Origin of the sequence: Butyricimonas muris, assembly GCF_046365375.1 — a bacterium.
Taxonomy (GTDB): Bacteria; Bacteroidota; Bacteroidia; order Bacteroidales; family Marinifilaceae; genus Butyricimonas; species Butyricimonas muris.
Map to the genome: position 1 here is coordinate 174,707 of NZ_JBKEIT010000012.1, position 20,007 is coordinate 194,713.

General features: G+C 43.3%; 14 protein-coding genes and 1 pseudogene. 9 read left to right on the plus strand and 6 right to left on the minus strand.

Going from position 1 to position 20,007, the window contains the following annotated elements; all coding sequences use genetic code 11:
• Positions 1–7 precede the first annotated feature (7 nt).
• Together ACK8P8_RS18650 and ACK8P8_RS18655 are read right to left on the minus strand one after the other, a co-directional pair.
• Positions 8–565 (minus strand): RNA polymerase sigma-70 factor, encoded by a 558-nt coding sequence (locus ACK8P8_RS18650; RefSeq protein ID WP_303178913.1) that lies wholly within the window; start codon positions 563–565, stop codon positions 8–10.
• Positions 566–688: 123 nt separating this feature from the next.
• A complete protein-coding gene (locus ACK8P8_RS18655) occupies positions 689–3,406 on the minus strand; it encodes a response regulator (protein ID WP_186974575.1) in 2,718 nt (905 codons plus the stop codon).
• Positions 3,407–3,675: 269 nt separating this feature from the next.
• Between ACK8P8_RS18655 and ACK8P8_RS18660 the strand changes: the two genes are divergently transcribed.
• Positions 3,676–4,269: a MarC family protein gene (locus ACK8P8_RS18660; RefSeq protein ID WP_099290938.1), complete on the plus strand. Its 594-nt coding sequence runs from the start codon at positions 3,676–3,678 to the stop codon at positions 4,267–4,269.
• 136 nt (positions 4,270–4,405) lie between these two features.
• Here ACK8P8_RS18660 and ACK8P8_RS18665 read toward each other — a convergent pair whose 3' ends face one another.
• The gene (locus tag ACK8P8_RS18665; protein ID WP_369859750.1) at positions 4,406–4,939 is read right to left on the minus strand and encodes a methylated-DNA--[protein]-cysteine S-methyltransferase; all 534 of its coding nucleotides are present in this window, start codon (positions 4,937–4,939) and stop codon (positions 4,406–4,408) included.
• A 142-nt stretch (positions 4,940–5,081) separates the two neighbouring features.
• On the opposite strand from ACK8P8_RS18665, the gene ACK8P8_RS18670 reads away from it, so the two are divergent.
• A complete protein-coding gene (locus ACK8P8_RS18670) occupies positions 5,082–5,849 on the plus strand; it encodes a head GIN domain-containing protein (protein ID WP_369859749.1) in 768 nt (255 codons plus the stop codon).
• A gap of 4 nt (positions 5,850–5,853) precedes the next feature.
• On the opposite strand, the gene ACK8P8_RS18675 is transcribed toward ACK8P8_RS18670, so the two are convergent.
• The gene (locus ACK8P8_RS18675) at positions 5,854–6,537 is read right to left on the minus strand and encodes a hypothetical protein (protein WP_186974579.1); all 684 of its coding nucleotides are present in this window, start codon (positions 6,535–6,537) and stop codon (positions 5,854–5,856) included.
• Positions 6,538–6,807: 270 nt separating this feature from the next.
• Between ACK8P8_RS18675 and ACK8P8_RS18680 the strand changes: the two genes are divergently transcribed.
• On the plus strand, positions 6,808–7,461 hold the full coding sequence (locus ACK8P8_RS18680; RefSeq protein ID WP_369859747.1) for a hypothetical protein: 654 nt from the start codon (positions 6,808–6,810) through the stop codon (positions 7,459–7,461).
• Here the strand turns inward: ACK8P8_RS18680 and ACK8P8_RS18685 are convergent.
• Together ACK8P8_RS18685 and ACK8P8_RS18690 are read right to left on the minus strand one after the other, a co-directional pair.
• Entirely contained in the window at positions 7,458–8,669 is a 1,212-nt protein-coding gene (locus ACK8P8_RS18685; RefSeq protein ID WP_369859746.1) for a glycosyltransferase, read from the minus strand. The two genes, ACK8P8_RS18680 and ACK8P8_RS18685, sit on opposite strands and share 4 nt — an antisense overlap.
• Before the next feature lie 14 nt (positions 8,670–8,683).
• Complete coding sequence (locus ACK8P8_RS18690) at positions 8,684–10,183, minus strand: oligosaccharide flippase family protein (protein ID WP_369859745.1); 1,500 nt, start codon at positions 10,181–10,183, stop codon at positions 8,684–8,686.
• 509 nt (positions 10,184–10,692) lie between these two features.
• On the opposite strand from ACK8P8_RS18690, the pseudogene ACK8P8_RS18695 reads away from it, so the two are divergent.
• From ACK8P8_RS18695 to ACK8P8_RS18720, 6 genes and pseudogenes are all read left to right on the plus strand, one after another.
• Positions 10,693–10,974: pseudogene (locus ACK8P8_RS18695) on the plus strand (PD-(D/E)XK nuclease domain-containing protein); the annotation flags it as partial.
• A gap of 218 nt (positions 10,975–11,192) precedes the next feature.
• Positions 11,193–15,722 carry a type II CRISPR RNA-guided endonuclease Cas9 gene (cas9, locus tag ACK8P8_RS18700; protein ID WP_369859744.1) on the plus strand — a complete coding sequence of 1,510 codons (4,530 nt, stop codon included), beginning with the start codon at positions 11,193–11,195 and terminating at the stop codon, positions 15,720–15,722.
• A gap of 2 nt (positions 15,723–15,724) precedes the next feature.
• Positions 15,725–16,723 carry a virulence RhuM family protein gene (locus tag ACK8P8_RS18705; RefSeq protein WP_186974583.1) on the plus strand — a complete coding sequence of 333 codons (999 nt, stop codon included), beginning with the start codon at positions 15,725–15,727 and terminating at the stop codon, positions 16,721–16,723.
• A gap of 26 nt (positions 16,724–16,749) precedes the next feature.
• Positions 16,750–17,682: a type II CRISPR-associated endonuclease Cas1 gene (cas1, locus tag ACK8P8_RS18710; protein ID WP_186974584.1), complete on the plus strand. Its 933-nt coding sequence runs from the start codon at positions 16,750–16,752 to the stop codon at positions 17,680–17,682.
• Positions 17,683–17,686: 4 nt separating this feature from the next.
• On the plus strand, positions 17,687–18,019 hold the full coding sequence (gene cas2 / locus ACK8P8_RS18715) for a CRISPR-associated endonuclease Cas2 (protein ID WP_099290946.1): 333 nt from the start codon (positions 17,687–17,689) through the stop codon (positions 18,017–18,019).
• 360 nt (positions 18,020–18,379) lie between these two features.
• Positions 18,380–19,657 (plus strand): IS1380-like element IS613 family transposase, encoded by a 1,278-nt coding sequence (locus ACK8P8_RS18720; protein WP_410026142.1) that lies wholly within the window; start codon positions 18,380–18,382, stop codon positions 19,655–19,657.
• The last annotated feature ends 350 nt before the right edge of the window (positions 19,658–20,007 follow it).

The window sequence follows — 20,007 nt, forward strand, 5'->3', positions numbered from 1 at the left end:
ATCCGAATCAAATTATTTTTACCGCGTTCAATAAAAAATACAAATCACCCAATCTTTTCTTCAAATAATGCATCGCGTTTTTCTTGTACGATTTCACGGTAAGTACCGACAATTCCAGCAATCGCGCGATCTCCTCGTTTTTCTTCCCCTCCAGATGCAACTCGAAAACCGCACGGCTCCTTTCCGGCAATCCCTGCACTGCCAAATGCAATTCCCGGTACATCTCCTCCTCCACCAAATCCATCTCCTCCCATTCCTTCCCTTCCCGCAAAGCGACAGCCACGTACTGCTCTACCACCTTCTGGTGTTTCAAATAATCCAGACAACGATTCGACACGGCATTATACAAAAACGCCTTCAACCCGACAAACGAATTGAACTCCTTATCACCCTCCCACATACTCACGAATACTTCCTGAACGACGTCCTCCGCCACATCCTGCCGTTGCACCCGCCTCATGGCATACACTACAAGGTAATTATAAAACCGCCGGAACAACTCATGATAAGCTCTTTCCTGCTTCCCGTTTACCTGTCGTACAAAAACATCATCAACGTCAGCCATGACACTCCGGATAAATAAAACATCACTTCAACGTTACAAATATATAACCTTTTTTCTATCTTTTAGACTCCACCTTCACATTTCAGGCATATAAAACAATCATCACCAATGTTTAATTTCCCCCTACCATTTCATAGAAAAAATCTCAAGCAACTGTTTCCGTTCCAAAGGTTTCGCCAAAAAGGCGTTGCATCCGGCATCCATGGCGCTGATTCTGTCAGAATCAAACGCGTTTGCCGTGAGAGCGATAATGGGTATTTCCGCGTCAAACTCTCGTATTTTCCGAGTTGCTTCCAGTCCGCCCATGACAGGCATTTTCATATCCATAAAAATAAGGTCGAACTTCTCGTCACGACTCATCTTTACAGCCTCAACTCCATTCAGCGCACGAACAACATGATACCCCTTAAGAATCTGTCGCACCAGCAAATAATTACTATCATTATCTTCAGCTACCAAAATTTTCAGTTCCCGTGATTTATCCAAAGAAGAATGTTTTTCCGAAAATTGCGTGATAACCGGATCACCATTCTCCTCCATGGATATGGCACAAGGCACCCACGCCCAGAAAGTCGAGCCGACACCGGGAGTAGAAGAACACCCTATCTCTCCCCCCGCACCCTCGACGATAGCCTTGGAAATAGCCAGTCCCAACCCGGTCCCCTGCGCGAACTCGTTCAACTTCTGGAACCGACCGAACAATCTATCCTGCAACTCCCGGGGGACTCCGACACCGGAATCCTCGACATACACCCGGATGCCTCCCCTCTCGATAGAGTATCCCATTTTAATATATCCCGACCGCGTACATTTCACGGCATTGGAAAGGAAATTCATCCACACCTGTTTAAGCCGGTTCCTGTCCAGAAATATCCAACAGTCCGGTCCGGGCTCCAATAAAAATTCGACATCAGGATTCGTGATCTTCTGCGAAATCATCATGTACAACTCATTACACACCTTCGTCACGTTGAAATTCTCTCTCCTACGCTCAAGAACACCCGATTCAATCTTGGAGAGATCAAGAATATCATTAATCAATCGCAACAACAACTCATTATTAGACCGGATAACATTCATGTACTCCTCTTTTTCCGCCGGATCGTCACAATCCACCATCAACCCGGAAAACCCGACAATGGCATTCAACGGCGTACGTATCTCGTGACTCATGTTAGCAAGAAAAGCCGATTTAAGCCGATCGGAAAGTTCGGCTTTCTCTTTCAGTTCCTTTAACTCCCGTGCCACGTTCTCCGATTTCGTGTTATTAAACTTGATTCCGGTATAACGAAGTACACGCCCTCTTTTATCCCTTTCGACCTGCACGCCGGTCACCAGCAAAGTCTGCCACTCCTTATCCCACCTCGTCTTGGAGCGGTATTTAAAAGCGAACTCTCTATCTACCCCCCGGAGCATACAATCGATATTTTCACGAACATGCTCTATATCATCCGGGTGGGTTACATTCAGATACTCCTCGGGAGTGATTGCCTTTTCCGAGAGGAAATCATTTACCGGATCGTTAAACGCCCGGAACTGCTTGCTCTCGACATCAAAATCCCAATAAGACATCCCGACAGTCTTAAAAGTAAGTTCTATCCTGTAATTCCTTCTTCTGAGTTCTTCATCCAACTGGTGAAGTTTGGAAATATTCTGTCTGAATCCCGTGAATCGCACAATATTACCCTCTTCGTCCCGTTCGAAAGGAACACCCGTAACACTGAAATATTGCCATGTTTCATCGTACTTGGTTTGCATGCGACAAGTAAAATCAATCGTAAGATCTTCTCCGGACAACATCGACTGGATAGCATCATTGAAAACAGAACAATCTTCCGGGTGGACTACCTCCATGTATTCGGAAACAGTCACAAGCTTATCACTGGCATAATCATTAATCGGGTCATTATAGGCTTCAAACTTCCGTGTCCGTATATCAAAATCCCAATGAACAATACTATTGAATTGCATCGCCAACTCCCGCTTCGCGAGCAAATCCTGTGTTCTCTTTACCATCCGCACTTTATCCGTCACATCCATTTGCGTTCCGACAATCAACCGCTTTCCGAAATGCTCCATCGACAATCGCATCCGGCTCTCGTAATAACGGTATTGTCCCTCCCGCTCGTCATAGAAACGCACCGTTATCTGCCCTTGTTGAATTTCTTTATCTATCAATCGGGAAAAAAGTTGCATCAACGGGACATGATCCTGAGGATGCAATTTCACCAGTAACTCGGCAAGAGTCACACCATCTTCCACGATAGCCTTGCCATATAAAGTACCGAATACCTTCTTATCCACATCATACACCCAAGACGACATATTAGCCGTATCCATCGCCATCTCCATATCCTTCTTGCTCTCTTCCGTGTGAAACTCGGCTTCCTTCACGGCAGTAACATCATTCGTGAGTAATATATGCCCTATAATACTTCCCTTCTTGTTCCGCACCGCGACAATCCGCACCGCGTAAATCATGGTATCCCGATTTTTACTCTTGAAATAGGCATTGCTATTTATCTTGTCGAAGTCATACTCGAACTCCAGTTCAATCTCCTCTCCTCCCCGGACTTTTGCCTCCAACACTTCATCCATATAAGGACTATTGAAAAGATTAACCGTACCGACCACGGTATTCCGGTCGTCAACACCATATATACGCAAGGCACTATCATTTATAAAACGCAATATCCCCCGTGCATCATAAATCTCAACCCCCATGGGTAAATCAATACATACACTTTCCGTGAACAAAAACTGTTCATCCATTAATTCGGACACTTCCTCTTCAAAAGACAAATTACCATCCTCCCGAGAAGGCATTTCACGTTCTTTCATTATTCCTCTATTTTCGCCGGCACAACAGATGTGCTATATGTTTACACTCAAAATTCCTTCCATCCCCTTACGACAAGGATATCTATCGTGCAAAGATAGAACAAAATAGGATAAATTCAGTCAATCACGAGTGATAATTATGAAAGATTACCTTCTCCAATTTACAAGACAATTACCCCCATACAAGATATTCCATTTTTAGCACCCGACTTTTCTATTTTTTATCCTTATCTTTGTCCCGTCAATTAAAACATATTATTCTTCGATTTATGGATTTCAGCATCAATATAAAAGAAATATTCACCGCCTTCATGGTACTCTTTGCTATTATCGATATCACGGGTTCCACCCCAATCGTCATCGGTCTTAACAGTACCGGGAAAAAAGTCAACGCAGCCCAAGCGTCAGGAATATCTCTGGTTATATTTATCGCTTTCTTTTTTGCCGGGGACGGGTTATTGAGATTATTCAACATCGACATACCTTCTTTCGCGCTGGCGGGAGCGTTAGTACTTTTCGTGCTTGCCATAGAAATGACTTTCAACATCGAAATATTTCAAAACGACGGTCCCGAAGGAGCAACCACATTCATCCCCGTCGTGTTCCCGCTTATCGCCGGGGCAGGAGCCTTGGCAACAACCTTAACCCTCAAAGCCGAATGTAGCCCCTTGAGCATCATCATCGCCATCATCCTCAACATGCTCGTCGTCTACGTCGTCCTGCGCAACGTCTACCTCGTGGAGCGCGTCTTGGGTAAAAGTGGTGTCTACATCCTGCGAAAATTCTTCGGCATCATCCTGCTTGCCATGTCCGTGAAAATTTTCACCTCCAATCTTAATATTCTACTGGAATCCCTGCACTAATCAAAAACAAGAAATCCCTGTTTCCCCGAAAAAACATTACATTTAACATCTTTTAATATCAAAATCGGAGAAAAAGTGCTCCAATTTATATTTTAATAGAAAAAGGAAGCTACTAATTCCCGTGAAAACACGTCTATCACAATGCCGTTCCCTTCGACGGGACAAAAAATCTACCCGGGTCAACACCTTCCAAAGCAAGCAGATGAACTTTTTTAGCAATACCTCCCGCGTATCCGGTCAAACTGCCATTACAACCGACAACACGATGACACGGTATAATAATACTGATCGGGTTATGCCCCACGGCACCTCCCACCGCTTGAGCCGACATATTCCGTACCCCCTTTTGCCGGGCAATTTCTTCCGCGATATCCTTGTAAGTTATCACTTTACCGTAAGGAATTTCCCTTAATATTTCCCACACGGCAAGACGAAAAGGCGTGCTATCCAAATGCAAATCGGGAGTGAAACCGGGCTCTTTACCGCCGAAATAACAATCCAACCACTCTTTTGTCCGCACGAAAACAGGCAAAGACTTCTCTTCATGCTCTGCCGACAAGGTATCGGCAAAGTATTTCTGACCGTCAAACCATAGTCCTGTCAGACTATCGCCATCACTGGCAATCGTTATTCCACCCGCGGGCGAAAGATATTTACAAGTGTATTGCATAGCGTTATAGATTAAAAAAACATCTGATACTTACAAAAGTAAAGATTAATTCTTAACAAACAAATTTCTAATTTTTTTCCAATACTTATCACCCTTTGTAACTTTTCACTACCTTTAAACGTCCCATTAAAAAATAATAATCATGAAAAAAATTACATTCATCCTCTTCATGTTCTGCTTCGCCATCACCGGAGCCATCGCGCAAGAACAAATCACGATTTCCCGTTTCCAAGGAGAAAAAATCACCGGGATTGAAGTCCACGGGGCATTCAAAGTTACCGCCAGACAAGGCGAATCCACCGGGGCATCGGTCACCATTCCCGCCCGACTGGAAAAGCAACTAAACTTCACGCTAAAACAGGACGGGATACTACTCATTACCTTTGAAGGTAAAATCAAAGGAAAAAACAACGAGAAATTCACCGCCGAAGTCAACCTGTCCGCGTTAGAAAATGTCGAATTGACCGGAGCCTCCTCCCTCACTTTAACGGGAGAAATCACCGCGAACAACTTCAAGGCGAAAATTGTCGGCGCTTCCGCCATGAAGTCAACCGACCCCATCCGCGTAAATCAAGAAGCAGAAATACACTTGGCAGGAGCGTCAAAAATATCCGGTGAACTCACCGCCCCCGTGATAGCTTTCAGAATATCGGGAGCCAGCAACCTCACCCTCGCGGGCAAAAGCACGGAAGGCAACATTGAAGTAAACGGAGCCTCTCGCGCGAACCTTGACAACTTCCGGATCGACAATGCCACCATCGAAGCCTCAGGCTCCTCCCACGTCAACATCAACGTCGTGAAAGAACTCAGCGCCAAAGCCTCCGGGGTATCCTCGATCACGTACTCCGGCAACCCGAAAATCATAAAACTCGACGCCACGGGAGTATCCAAAATAAAGAAAGACAATTAAGTCGTTACTCCGGGTGACACACGCACACCGAATCGGAAACATCCTTCCCGTCGGCACCCGCCGCAAACACGTAAACGACAAGCTCGTCTGCCTCGACATTTCTCGGGAAATCCACGCTCGTGCCGATAGCCTCTCCCCGTGTACCCAATTCCACCACGCGGCAACGCTTGTTCCGTACACCAGCCACCACGCCATAAATTTTATCATCCAAGAAACAATCGATCAATTCGAGTTGCTCCCCCGGGGAGGTGAAATGCACCTTCCGGTTCTCCGCGTCCACCTCGGCACTAACCGATGGCGGTACCAACTGCCCGGCTGCCACCCGCAATTTCCGGTAATCGATCTCGCCACGGAACTCCCGTCCGGCTTTCTTGCGCACACTGATCGGTTTCTCCGGGTCAACCCTCTCCACTTCCACGGCATTCGTCACGTTCGCGCTCACGAACCCGTTGAATCCCTCCGGATAGCCGTTTCCCCCGGGAAATCCTAAGCGAATGGCGACCATCAACCATCGTTTTCTTTCTGTCGTCGTGGCGAAGGCTATCGACTGCCGTTTCTGCACCTCCCCGTTCGGCTTACGCTTCAACCCCGCACTCTTGCAATAGTTCTTCCCGTTCTTCCGCACGTAGCCAATCACGTTCCCGTATTTCCCCCGTATTTTTCCTACCGGATTCACAAATTCTGCCATACTCTTTCTGTTTTAAAATTTTTCCTGTCAAATATAAATATTTCCTACCAAAACTATGCCAAGATTAGGCAAATACATACATTAATTTATCACTAATCCCGTATGAATTCCGGTTCAATCCCGTATAAAACGCTATTAGTTCCCTATTAAAACGCTATTAAAACCCTATATAGTAATAGCGTTTTAATAGCTTATTATTTGGATTACTAAAATATTTTAAGTACTATTGCACCGGAATTGATACGGAATTAATACTTAAATCATATAGGTATGGATAAGACTTCACCAATACTTCTTGCTCTACTTGCCAACGGTCCCGTCAGAATGGACGGGGTGACACTCTACCGCCACGGGAATGGCGTGCGGACGTGTAAATCCAAACGGGGACCCAAGAAATCCCGCTCGGAAGGGGAAGAACAGTCTTCCAACCAATTCACCGAAGTTCGGAAGATGTGGCGGGTGTACCGACGCACCACGGGAGGGCTACCCGTGTGGAAAATCTGGGCAAAGGAAACTCATGCCGCCAAAAGCGACTCGGCATTCCACTCCGTGAACGGCGGATGCCTCCGCCCAGGCAAAGGCGTGTGGGCGTTCCCGACATTCCGTTTCTCCATGGGAACCTTGGAAGCCCCGGTGATTACCGATGTAGCACGAGATGGCTGGACGGTAACTCTCCGCTGGGAAAATGACGCCGACCGACCGAAAGCAAGCGCCTCGGATCAAGTGTACCTCGGGTATTTCTACAACACGCAACCCCGTTCCCCGCAAATGATTACCTGCCATAACGCGCACCGCGGTGACGGGGAGGTAACCATGGAAATCCCCGCGGCAGGACAACCGGACGGAACGCCACTGCATCTATATTTGTTCTTCGGCAACGAGAACCCGGATCGCTTTTCACCGAGCGAATACGCGGGCATCTAGCTGTTTTTGCCCCGGTAATTTGCAGACAGGTAATCGAGAAGAATTTGGACTTGGTTGCGACGCGAGTATTGTTTTATCTTGTCCCAATCTCGCGGAAGCACCTCCTTATTCTTCCATATCTGATAACATTTCATGATCATATTTTTAATCCCCTCTTTATCGGCGTCGTCAACGATAAACCCGGCTTTTGTTTCGGCAAGTAGCGGGGCAACCACATCGTTAGGGTCGTACAAAGCTAAAATAGGTTTATTCGTGGCAAGATAATCGAACAATTTACCGGAATACACTCCTTTCCGCCCGGAGCTATGCACCATCACGAGTGTATCAACGTCAGTCGTGGATATCCTGATCGCTTCTTCATGAGGCACAGCCTTACATTGAATCACGTTCGACGATATCCTGCCGGGCACATCAACATTCCTGTGATTTCCAACTATTTTAATCCGACTGTTTTCGGGTAGTCTTCCCTCCTCGATTAATTCGGAAAAGGCGTTAAACAGATTATCCGGAATAGCCATTCCATAAAACCTACCTATATAGCCCATCGTGAATTGGGATTGAAAATTCACTTCATGACACTCCTCGTAATCATATCCGTTTCTCACTTCCAAAAACCGCTCGTGTGAACACATCGTCTTAAAATCATCAATAAGGGGCTTCGACACGGACAATACCAAATCTGCCTTCTCGAGTATTTTACGTTCATAAAACGAGAGCCGTTTCGCGTATATCTTGGAATAGACAGGATGTTTTGACATTTCATCACGCATGTCAGCAACCCAAAAGAATTTGTATCCTCTCTTTAACAATTTCATCACGAGTGCGTGAGGAGTCAAAGGCCCGTAAGAACTCAATACCACATCGAAATCATTTCTTTGAAATAATTCTTCTATTTTTTTATAGGCCTTGGCACGCCAAATACAGGGTCCCTTCAAAAATATTCTTGCTTCTAAAGCCCTAACCACTCGTCTTGGAGTCCATTTTTTATTTAACTGTATTTGTTTAAGCAAATACGCCGGAGTCATCATCGGATCTTTAATATAGTAAACTTCACAGCCATTCCACAAGGCGGTTTCATCACATTCTCCCTCGGTCACGACCGTTACCGAATGCCCCGCTTCATGAAAATATTTAGCGAACGAGTTAATTCGAAAAGAGGCAATTCGATTGTAAGGATAAAAATGCTTTGTGATAATTAGAATATTCATAGTCAATTTCATTTTCATGGATTCGTTCGCGGGGATGACACCAACGGTTTCAACAGCCTCACGTAATTAATCCCCGCGATATATGAAAGAGGCAGATAGACAACAACCGATATCAAAAATCCCGAGAGAAGAACCGGGAAATCACGGGTAACTCCCGTTAAATTTACCGCACAACTCCCTAAAAAACACGAGAAGACAGACACGAATAGAATTTTGGACATGGATTTCCATGGCATCAATCCCGAAAGCCCGGTGTTCAGGAGCCGTGCCGTACTTACCATTAAAACCACAAGACAAAAGACCGTGGTTGCCGTTGCAATGATAGCAATCGCAGACAAAGACGGAAAAAAGGTAACGCAAAGAAAATCAAGCCCTAGCAATAGTACCGCCGTGACCAAGTGGGCGTTGGCAAATATCTTGCCTTTGCCTAACGCGAACATTATCGGTCCGTACGGCACGATACGCACCAAATTTACTATCGTGACAATCCGGAATAAACCGGCAGCTTCACGATAAGCGGTCCCGTATAACACTCCCATTATTTCCGGGGCAAAAATACAACAATAGACGGTAAACGGATATATTACCGACGCAGACTTGAGCACCACGTTTTTCCAAAGGACCAGATATTGCCCGCTACCGGAACCGTCCTTTGTCATCCGGGAAAATTCCGGTAATAAAATACCGGAAACGGCACCAATCATTATCCCCGCTACCGGAAGTTCCTTGTAACCGTTCGCGAACATGGCGAACTCTTCCACCCCAAGGTAACGGCTCACGAAAAATTGGCTCGCGGAACCAATGACAAATCCATACAAACTCGAAGAAAACACCGGCATCGAGAATCGCAATATATCCGCGGTTGTCAAATCCGTTCTTCCCCGTGTTACATTCTTAAAGGGCAATGACAAGAGTCGCATACCAACGAGAAAGGAGCCAAAAGAAGCGAGCACCAACCCGATAACTGCCCCGGGAACCCCGGTATTGAAAACAATCACGGGTATCACGGAACAAAGTACGCTGAAAGCGCAACTCAACAGCACGTACACCAGCACAACACGTGCCCTCCCGTACACGGTCAATACGCGCTCGACGCCCAATACCTGCATCAATAGCAAGGGAGTTATGGCAAAATATTTCAAATTATCGGTTAGCAACGGGTTGCCAAGTAATTCGGCTATCCGTGATGCCCCCGTGAACAAGGTGACTGAAAAGACGGAAGAAAGTCCCCAGAATAACACGCCGAGTTTGCGAATCACCGCCTGCCCTTCTTCTACCGGGACACGTGCAAGAAAGTAAGAATACGCACCGGGAAGCCCGAAGGAAAAGATCATCAACAAAGTCGAGTAAATATAAATCACCTGACGATACGTGCCATACTCGACAGCAGTCATGTATCGGCTAAGGATAGCCGATATGACCAATGTCATGCATAATGACAAGGCATTAGCCAGCGCCAACCATAACGCTTGCGCCGTTCTACTGTTATCCGCCACGAAACTCCTACACATCATGTTTCAATTCACGAGCATGTATACAGTTATAAACTACAGTATCTAAATGTCTTACAATATCCCTTCACATACAATCAACATAAAGTTGCATGGTTGAAGAACAAACATACAAACGTAATAAATTATCCGAGATATGCAAAAAATATGAAGTTGCATGGTTGAATAATAAATATATAACGTAACAAATTATCCGAGATATACAAAAACATGGCGCATGTACCGACATTTTAGGTATCTTTGTCTTATTGTCACAAAAAAATAAACGGATTTCCAAGGAGAAAAGGAGTTGTTCGAGGGACTGGCGATAGAGGCGTTGGAAAAGGATTGGGTGCGCAGACCGGTGTTACATCTCGATCTGAATATCGGGAAATAAGATTCTCCGGACAGCTTGGATAAAATCTTGAACGAGGCTCTGATGAAATGGAAAATAATCTACGGTACCGAAGTTGGGGAAAGTACTCTCGCCTTGCGCTTCAAGGGAGTCGTGGAGCGCGCGTGCATGCAATCTGGAGAACGTGTTGTTCATCGTTTTCAAACTGGTGGGATTCTACACGAAAACGGAATACCGTACCTCCGAGGGACGAGTGGATTTAGTGGTAAAAGCAGCAGATTATATCTACGTGATGGAATTTAAATTGAACGGTACGGCGGAAGAAGCACTACAACAAATCGACGACAAACGTTACGCCCTGCCTTTTGAAACGGACAGCCGTAAATTGTTCAAAATCGGGGTGAATTTCAGTGCCAAAACCCGGAATATCGAAAAGTGGATCGTGATTCCGGCGAAATAGTATCCGGAGCACTTTTTCACCGGGCAAATACGCGGGAGTATAAAAAAGAGAAAGGACAAGAAAATTATTCTTATCCCTGCCCTAAATGTTTTCACAACGGAATAATCCTTATTGTGATTTGCTTAAATTAGTATCGCAAACATAGAAAAAATAAACGAAATACCATAGGATTTTTAAAGAAATATTTATAGTTTTGAAGAAATTCAAACAGTATGGTCATGGGGGAAAAAATTTTAGGACTGGATTTAGGAACTAACAGTATCGGCTGGGCTCTAATAAACGGTAATATTGATAACGAGGACAAAATACAATTAAAGGAAATAGAAGCCGCCGGCAGTCGCATTATTCCGATGGATGCCGCCATATTGGGGGACTTCAATAAAGGAAATTCAACATCACAAACCGCTGAACGTACCCGCTATAGAGGCGTACGCCGTTTACGAGAGAGGCATTTATTAAGACGTGAACGTTTACACCGTGTTTTAGATTTACTGGGATTTTTACCTGAACATTACACGAATCATTTGGATCGTCACGGGAAATTCTCAACAGGCATTGAATGTAAACTTCCGTGGAAACCGGATGAAAACGGAATACATGAATTTATTTTCAAAGATTCTTTCAATGAAATGTTATTTGATTTTGCCACCCATGCACCTGAATTAGTCGCGGGCAATAAAAAAGTTCCTTATGATTGGACGCTATACTATTTGCGCAAAAAGGCTCTAACACAAAAAATCAAGAAAGAGGAACTGGCATGGATACTACTAAATTTTAACCAAAAACGAGGCTACTATCAACTCCGGGGAGAGGAAGAAAAAGAAAATTCCTCTAAACTGGAAGAATTTTACGCGCTTAAAGTCGTAAAAGTAGAAGACAGCGGAGAAAAAAAAGGAAAAGACTCGTGGTATAACATTCATCTGGAGAATGGCATGATATATCGCCGGACAAGTGCCACTCCTTTAGAGTGGGAAGGCAAAATAAAAGAATTCATCGTAACAACAGATATAGACGCGGAGGGAAACCCTAAAAAAGACAAAGAAGGGAATATAAAAAGATCTTTTAGAGCACCGAAAGAAGAGGATTGGACGCTTTCAAAAAAAAGAACCGAGGCTGATATCGAGAAGAGTGGTGAAACCGTGGGCAGATATATTTACGATACCTTGTTACAGAATCCTTCTCAAAAAATACGCGGGAAACTGCTACACACGATCGAGCGTAAATATTACAGGGATGAACTTCAACAGATACTGAAGGCACAAATCAAATTTCACCCGGAATTACAGAACAAAGAATTATATACTACCTGTATTCAAGAACTTTATCCCAACAACGAGGCACATCGCAATAATATTGCCGCAAGAGATTTTATTCACCTTTTCATGAATGACATTATCTTTTATCAACGCCCGTTGAAAAGTAAAAAGTCGCTCATTGAAAATTGCCCGTACGAGCAGAATACTTTCGTTGACACGGAAACAGGAGAAATCAAGACCTCCCCGATCAAGTGTATCGCCAAATCCCACCCGTTATTCCAAGAATTTCGCCTGTGGCAATTTATCTCCAACATCCGTATTTACCAGAAAGAAGGCGAAAATGCAGGGGTTGATATAGATGTCACCCGACAATTATTGCCCACAGAAGAAGATTACGCCGAATTGTTCTCGTGGTTAAATGACAAAAAAGAGATCGACCAAAAGAATTTTTTGAAATATCCGGCATTTCACTTGAAAAACAAAGCCGCCAATTACAGATGGAATTATGTCGAAGAAAAAACTTATCCTTGCAATGAAACCCATGCCCAAATCTTGGCTTATCTCGAGAAAGCACACGTAGCTCCCACCTTCCTCACGAGGGAAAAAGAAGAAGCCTTGTGGCATATTTTATACTCGGTGGAGGATAAACAAGAAATTGAAAAAGCTCTTCGGTCGTTTGCCCGTAAAAATAATTTGAATGCCGAATTCGCGGACGTATTTAAAAAGTTCCCTCCTTTCAAAAAAGAATACGGAGCCTATTCAGCCAAAGCTATCAAGAAATTACTTCCTTTGATGCGAAGCGGAAAGTACTGGAACGAAACTGCTATTGATGCCCAAACCAAGACTCGAATTGACAAAATAATTGCCGGAGAGTACGACGACAATATACGAAACCGGGTTCGGGAGAAAGCGATTAACCTAACCTCCATCAATGACTTCCATTCGTTGCCCACGTGGTTGACGTGTTATATCGTTTACAATCGTCACTCGGAAATGAAAGATATCACCCGGTGGAAGACTCCCGCGGATATAGACGATTACTTGCAATCATTCAAGCAACATTCATTGCGTAATCCGATCGTGGAACAAGTGATCACGGAGACATTACGCACGGTTCGAGATATTTGGAAACAAGCAGGTCGGATTGATGAAATTCACGTCGAGCTTGGACGAGAGATGAAGAATCCGTCCGGCAAGCGTGCCGACATAACACGACAGATTTTGGAAAATGAAAACACGAACTTACGCGTCAAAATGTTGTTGACGGAATTTATAAATCCGGAATTCGAGATTGAAAATGTTCGTCCTTATTCTCCAAGCCAACAAGATATTTTGCGTATTTACGAGGATACCGTGTTAAATAGTACTCCCGAATTACCGGAAGATATTTCTTCCATATTGGACAAATTCAAACAAGGTGACACGAAAAGGTACCCCTCCCGTTCTGAAATCTTACGTTACAAGCTGTGGTTGGAACAAAAATATGTATCCCCGTATACAGGTGAGGTAATACCACTTGGCAAATTGTTCACTCCCGCTTATGAAATAGAACATATCATCCCGCAAGCACGTTATTTTGATGATTCGTTCAGCAACAAGGTGATTTGTGAAGCGGAAGTGAATAAATTAAAAAGTAATTGCTTGGGGTACGAGTTTATCAAAAAACATCCCGGGGAAAAGGTGTACCTCGGTTCCGGGAAAACGGTTGAAATTTTCTCCGTTGAAGCCTACGAGCGTTTCGCGCGTGAACACTATTCGCGTAACCGTGGTAAAATGAAGAAACTGCTCATGGAGGATATTCCCGAGCAATTCATTGCCCGCCAATTGAATGACAGCCGCTATATCAGTAAAGTAGTAACATCTTTGCTCTCGAATATCGTGCGGGAAGAAGGAGAAGAAGAGGCTCTTTCCAAAAATGTCATTGTTTGCACGGGCGGCGTTACAGACCGACTGAAGAAGGATTGGGGGGTTAATGATGTTTGGAACAAAATTATTCTACCCCGTTTTGTTCGGTTGAATGAAATAACGGGGTGCTCTCGATTTACATCCGTGAGCGCAAACGGACATATTATTCCTTCAATCCCCCTCGAATTGCAGAAAGGTTTCAATAAAAAGCGTATCGACCATCGCCACCACGCTATGGATGCTATCGTCATCGCATGCGCGAATCGTAATATCGTGAATTACCTGAATAACCAGTCGGCAAGCAACAAAGCAAAGGTTGCCCGCCATGACTTGCAATCGTTACTCTGTACCAAATATAAAACTGACGATAAAGGTAATTATAAATGGATTCTCAACAAGCCTTGGGAAACATTCACGCGAGATATGCAGACGGCATTGCAAAACATCATTGTCAGTTTCAAGCAGAATCTGCGTGTCATAAATAAAACGACAAATCACTACCTGCATTACGAAAACGGGAAAAAAGTATCTACCAGTCAGACGAAGGGAACAAGTTGGGCTATCCGCAAACCGATGCATAAAGAAACCGTCTTCGGAGAAGTGAATCTGCGCAAAATAAAAACGGTTTCACTGAAGGAGGCTATCAAGCAACCACAAACGATCGTGGAAAAAGACTTAAAAAAGAAATTAATAGCCATGCTCGAACTAGGTTATGATAGCGGGAAGATAAAGAAGTATTTTGAAGATAATCGTGATGTCTGGCAAGACATTAATCTTTCAAAGATTGAAGTTTACTATTTCACGCGAGAAACAAAGGACAGGTATTTTGCCACTCGCAAACCATTGGATACGACATTTACCCGAAAGAAAATAATAGAAGAAATAACGGATACTGGTATTCAGAAAATCCTGCTCCGCCATTTAGAGGAAAATAATGATGATCCCAATTTAGCGTTTTCGCCTGACGGGATTGATGCCATGAATCGGGATATAAAGCGGCTTAACGACGGGACGCACCATCAACCTATTTATAAAGTAAGATGGTACGAGAAAGCTGATAAATTTGCCGTCGGACAATCGGGAAATAAAAGTTCAAAATTCGTGGAAGCCGCTAAAGGTACCAATCTATTCTTCGCGATCTATGAAACGGAAAGTGTTGATCCAGAAACCGGCACGTTTGCACGCAAAAGAACGTACGCAACAATCCCGTTAAATACGGTTATTGACCGGCAAAAGAAAGGATTGTCGCCCGCTCCCGAGGACGCAAATGGGGATAGCCCGAAATATATTCTTTCGCCCAATGATTTGATATATTTACCCACGGCGAAGGAGGTGAGTGATGGAGAGATTCATTTCCCGATAGATCGGGAGCGGGTGTATAAAACGGTGTCAGCCACCGGTAACCGATGTTTCTTTATCAAAGCGGAAGTTGCAAAAAGCATTGTAGATAAAATGGAATTTTCTTCTATGAATAAAATGGAACGAGCAATCACTCGAGAAGAGGAAATGATAAAAGAAATCTGTCTTCCCCTCAAAATAGATCGTCTGGGAAATATTATAAAAATAGGAGACTTTAAACCGGAATAGCCATGCAAGAGGAAAATAAAAGTCAAATTCTTCTTTATCAAACAGAAGATGGAGCAGCCAAAATAGAAGTGATCCTTTCCGAGGACACGGTTTGGCTGAGTATTGATCAAATGGCGGAATTATTTCAACGCAATAAATCCACGATATCCAGACATATAAAAAACGTATTGGAGAGTGGCGAATTAAAAACAGAGGCAGTTGTTGCAAAAAATGCAACAACTGCCTCTGACTTGAAAACATATCAAGTTTCTTATTACAATCTTGATATGATTATCAGCGTGGGGTATCGGGTAAATTCCCACCGGGGCGTACAATTCCGTATATGGGCCACGCAAGTGTTGAAAGAATATTTAGTAAAAGGATTTGCACTCAATGACGATTTGTTGAAGAGAGCGGGAGGAGGCAATTATTTTGATGAATTGCTCGCACGTATTCGTGACATCCGTTCATCGGAAAAACTATTCTACCGGAAAGTTCTTGAAATTTATGCACTCAGCATAGATTATGACCCGCGTACGGAAATGACCCGATTGTTTTTTGCCACGATACAGAACAAGATGCATTTCTCGGTTCACGGGCACACGGCAGCTGAAATTATTTATAACCGAGCAGACGCGGAGAAAGATTTCATGGGCTTGACCACGTGGACAGGAATGATACCAAAACGAAGTGACGCCGAGTACGCCAAAAATTATCTGACCGAAGAAGAACTGGATATCTTGAACCGAATCGTTAGCCTCTTTCTCGATTTCGCGGAATTGCAAGCTAAAAGTCATACACCCATGTACATGAAAGACTGGATGCAAAAACTGGATGATTTTCTTAAACTTTCCGGGAAGGAACTATTGACACACGCCGGAAGCATCTCGGCAGAAATAGCAAAACTGAAAGCTGATACCGAATACGACAAATTCAAGCAACGAACGGATTCGCAATTATCTCCCGTGGAGATACATTTTATCGAGAACTTTGAAAGAGAGAGGAAAAATCTAAAACAATAAACGGCACTCACAGAAATATTTACACCATGATCAAGAAAACTCTCTATTTTGGCAATCCCGTATATCTTTCTTTACGAAACGGGCAACTAGTCATCAAATTGCCCGAAGTTGAAAAAAGCACATCTCTTCCCGAAACTCTAAAAAAACAAGCTGAAACAACCCGGGCTATCGAGGATATAGGCATTGTAATACTGGACAACAAACAAATCACCATTACATCCGGGGTCATTGAAGCTTTACTGGAAAACAATTGTGCGCTTATCACTTGCGACAGTAAAAGTATGCCTGTAGGTCTTATGTTGCCACTTTATGGTAATACAACACAAAATGAACGTTTCCGTGAACAATTAGACGCCTCTGTACCTCTAAAGAAACAGCTTTGGCAACAAACCATTCAAACCAAAATAAATAATCAAGCAACCGTATTAAGCCTTTGCACTCACGAGGAAATAAAATGTATGCGTGTTTGGGCAAATAACGTACGAAGCGGCGACCCGGACAATTTAGAAGCTCGAGCCGCGGCATATTACTGGAAATTATTATTTAGCAACATAAAAGGATTCACTCGCGAACGTGAAGGTATTCCTCCCAACAATCTATTGAATTACGGTTATGCAATCTTACGTGCCATCGTGGCACGAGGACTTGTCACAAGCGGCTTGTTACCGACTCTAGGGATTCATCATCATAATCGCTATAACGCTTATTGCCTTGCTGATGATATCATGGAACCCTACCGACCTTACGTGGACGAACTGGTATTTCAATTAACGAACGCACACGATATACCTATTGAGTTAACAAAAGAATTAAAAGCATCTTTGCTCACGATCCCAACTTTAGAAGTTGTTATTAATGGTAGACGTAGCCCTCTAATGGTAGCTGTAGGCCAAACAACAGCTTCACTTTATAAATGTTTTTGCGGGGAAAGCCGTAAAATAGTTTATCCCGAACGATAGTAGCATGGATCGTTTCAGTGAATATCGTATTATGTGGATACTTGTTTTCTTCGACTTGCCAACAGATACTAAAAAAGATAAAAGAGCATATTTCGATTTCCGGAAAAATTTACAACGGGATGGTTTTACTATGTTTCAATTTTCTATCTATATCCGCCATTGCGCTAGCATGGAAAATGCAGAAGTCCATATTAAAAGAGTGAAATCCTTTCTTCCTGAATTTGGAAAAGTAGGAATTATGTGCATCACAGATAAACAATTTGGAAGTATTGAATTATTTTATGGACATAAACCACAAGCACCCGATTCTCCCGGCCAACAATTGGAATTATTTTAAAACAATAAATCCCACTTTTATGTGAGATTTATTGTAAGGATTCTATCCCTTTTTTCTTTCCTATTTCAAGATATAAATCTTTGTTATTCAAACAATAACAAAGATTGAGTTGTTTCCAATAGGTCAAAGATACTAATTTGTAAGCAAATCACAACAAACCACCTTCACTAATTTTCTCCGGAATAGTTGTTTCCAATAGGTCAAAGATACTAATTTGTAAGCAAATCACAACTCAAACCCGAAACAGGCGATAAAGGATTTGGTTGTTTCCAATAGGTCAAAGATACTAATTTGTAAGCAAATCACAACTCAATTGCAATAACGTAATCACGGCTCTCCGTTGTTTCCAATAGGTCAAAGATACAAATAAAATCCGAGAAGCTCACTCCTTTTGGAGGAATATTTTCAATCATGGAGCAATTTGACTCCACATTGTCATCTGTAATCGACTCGACACTCGGTCTAAGGTGTAGCTCGTTCGGTTATCAGTACAGTGAAATCGTCCGTTCCCTCATGAGTATCTACTTCTGTGGTGGCTCATGCATTGAGGATGTCACTACTCATTTGATGAACCATCTCTCGCTCCATCCGACACTTCGTACTTGTAGTTCTGATACTATCCTCAGAGCGATAAAGGAACTGACGCAAGGAAACATCTCATACACATCAGATACGGGTAAGAACTACGATTTCAACACGGCTGACACACTCAATACCTTACTGCTCAATTGTATGTTTGCATCCGGCCAACTGAAAGAGGGCGAGATGTATGATGTTGATTTCGACCATCAGTTCATAGAGACTGAGAAGTATGATGCAAAGCCTACATACAAGAAGTTCCTTGGTTATCGCCCTGGCGTGGCGGTTATTGACGACTTGATTGTTGGCATTGAGAATAGCGATGGTAACACCAACGTTCGTTTTCATCAGAAGGACACGCTGAAGAGATTCTTTGAGAGATTTGAGCAGAACGGACTTACAATCAATCGTTTCAGAGCTGATTGTGGATCATGTTCCGAGGAAATCGTGGAGGAAATAGAGAAACACAGCAAATCCTTCTATATCCGCGCAAACCGCTGCAGTTCGCTCTACAATGACATCTTTGCTCTTAGAGGCTGGAAGACTGAGGAAATCAATGGCATTGAGTTCGAATTGAACTCTATTCTTGTTGAGAAGTGGAAGGGTAAAGCATACCGACTTGTGATTCAAAGACAGAAACGGATGGACGGTGTGCTGGATCTTTGGGAAGGAGAATACACATACCGTTGTATCCTGACTAACGACTATGAATCTTCCACAAGAGAAATTGTCGAGTTCTATAACCTTCGTGGAGGAAAGGAACGTATCTTCGATGATATGAACAATGGTTTCGGGTGGGACAGATTGCCCAAATCCTTCATGGCAGAGAACACTGTGTTCCTTCTTCTTACGGCACTTATCCGTAATTTCTACAAGGCCATTATCCACAGACTTGACGTAAAGAGGTTCGGACTCAATGCAACAAGTCGCATAAAAGCGTTTGTCTTCAGGTTTGTCTCTGTACCAGCCAAGTGGATCAGAACATCAAGGCGGTATGTGCTGAATATCTATACCTGTAATAATGCTTACGCAGATATTTTTCAGACTGATTTTGGATAACGCCTACAACTTATGGGTATGATACTGCGTATTGCCTCAAGTCGCATAGTGGGGCAAGGGGATATTGTGGGCAGAAGTGGGTATTTCAGCCTCAATTTATCTGCTAATTCAGTGATGAGAGGACGTTTAGACGCAAGAAGGACGCTGAAGAGCTTAGTTGCGGATTTGAGGTTAACATAACAGCCTGATTCAGACTGCAAAGTTAATTTCAAATCGTCGCACCTCAAAAATGCTCACAACAAATTGAATTTCAATAATTTCAAAGTACTCTTATGATTTTTTAGTGGACACTAATGTTCAAACAATTCTTTAGATTCAGCTCTCTGATAGACAAGACACAAAAGTAAGCA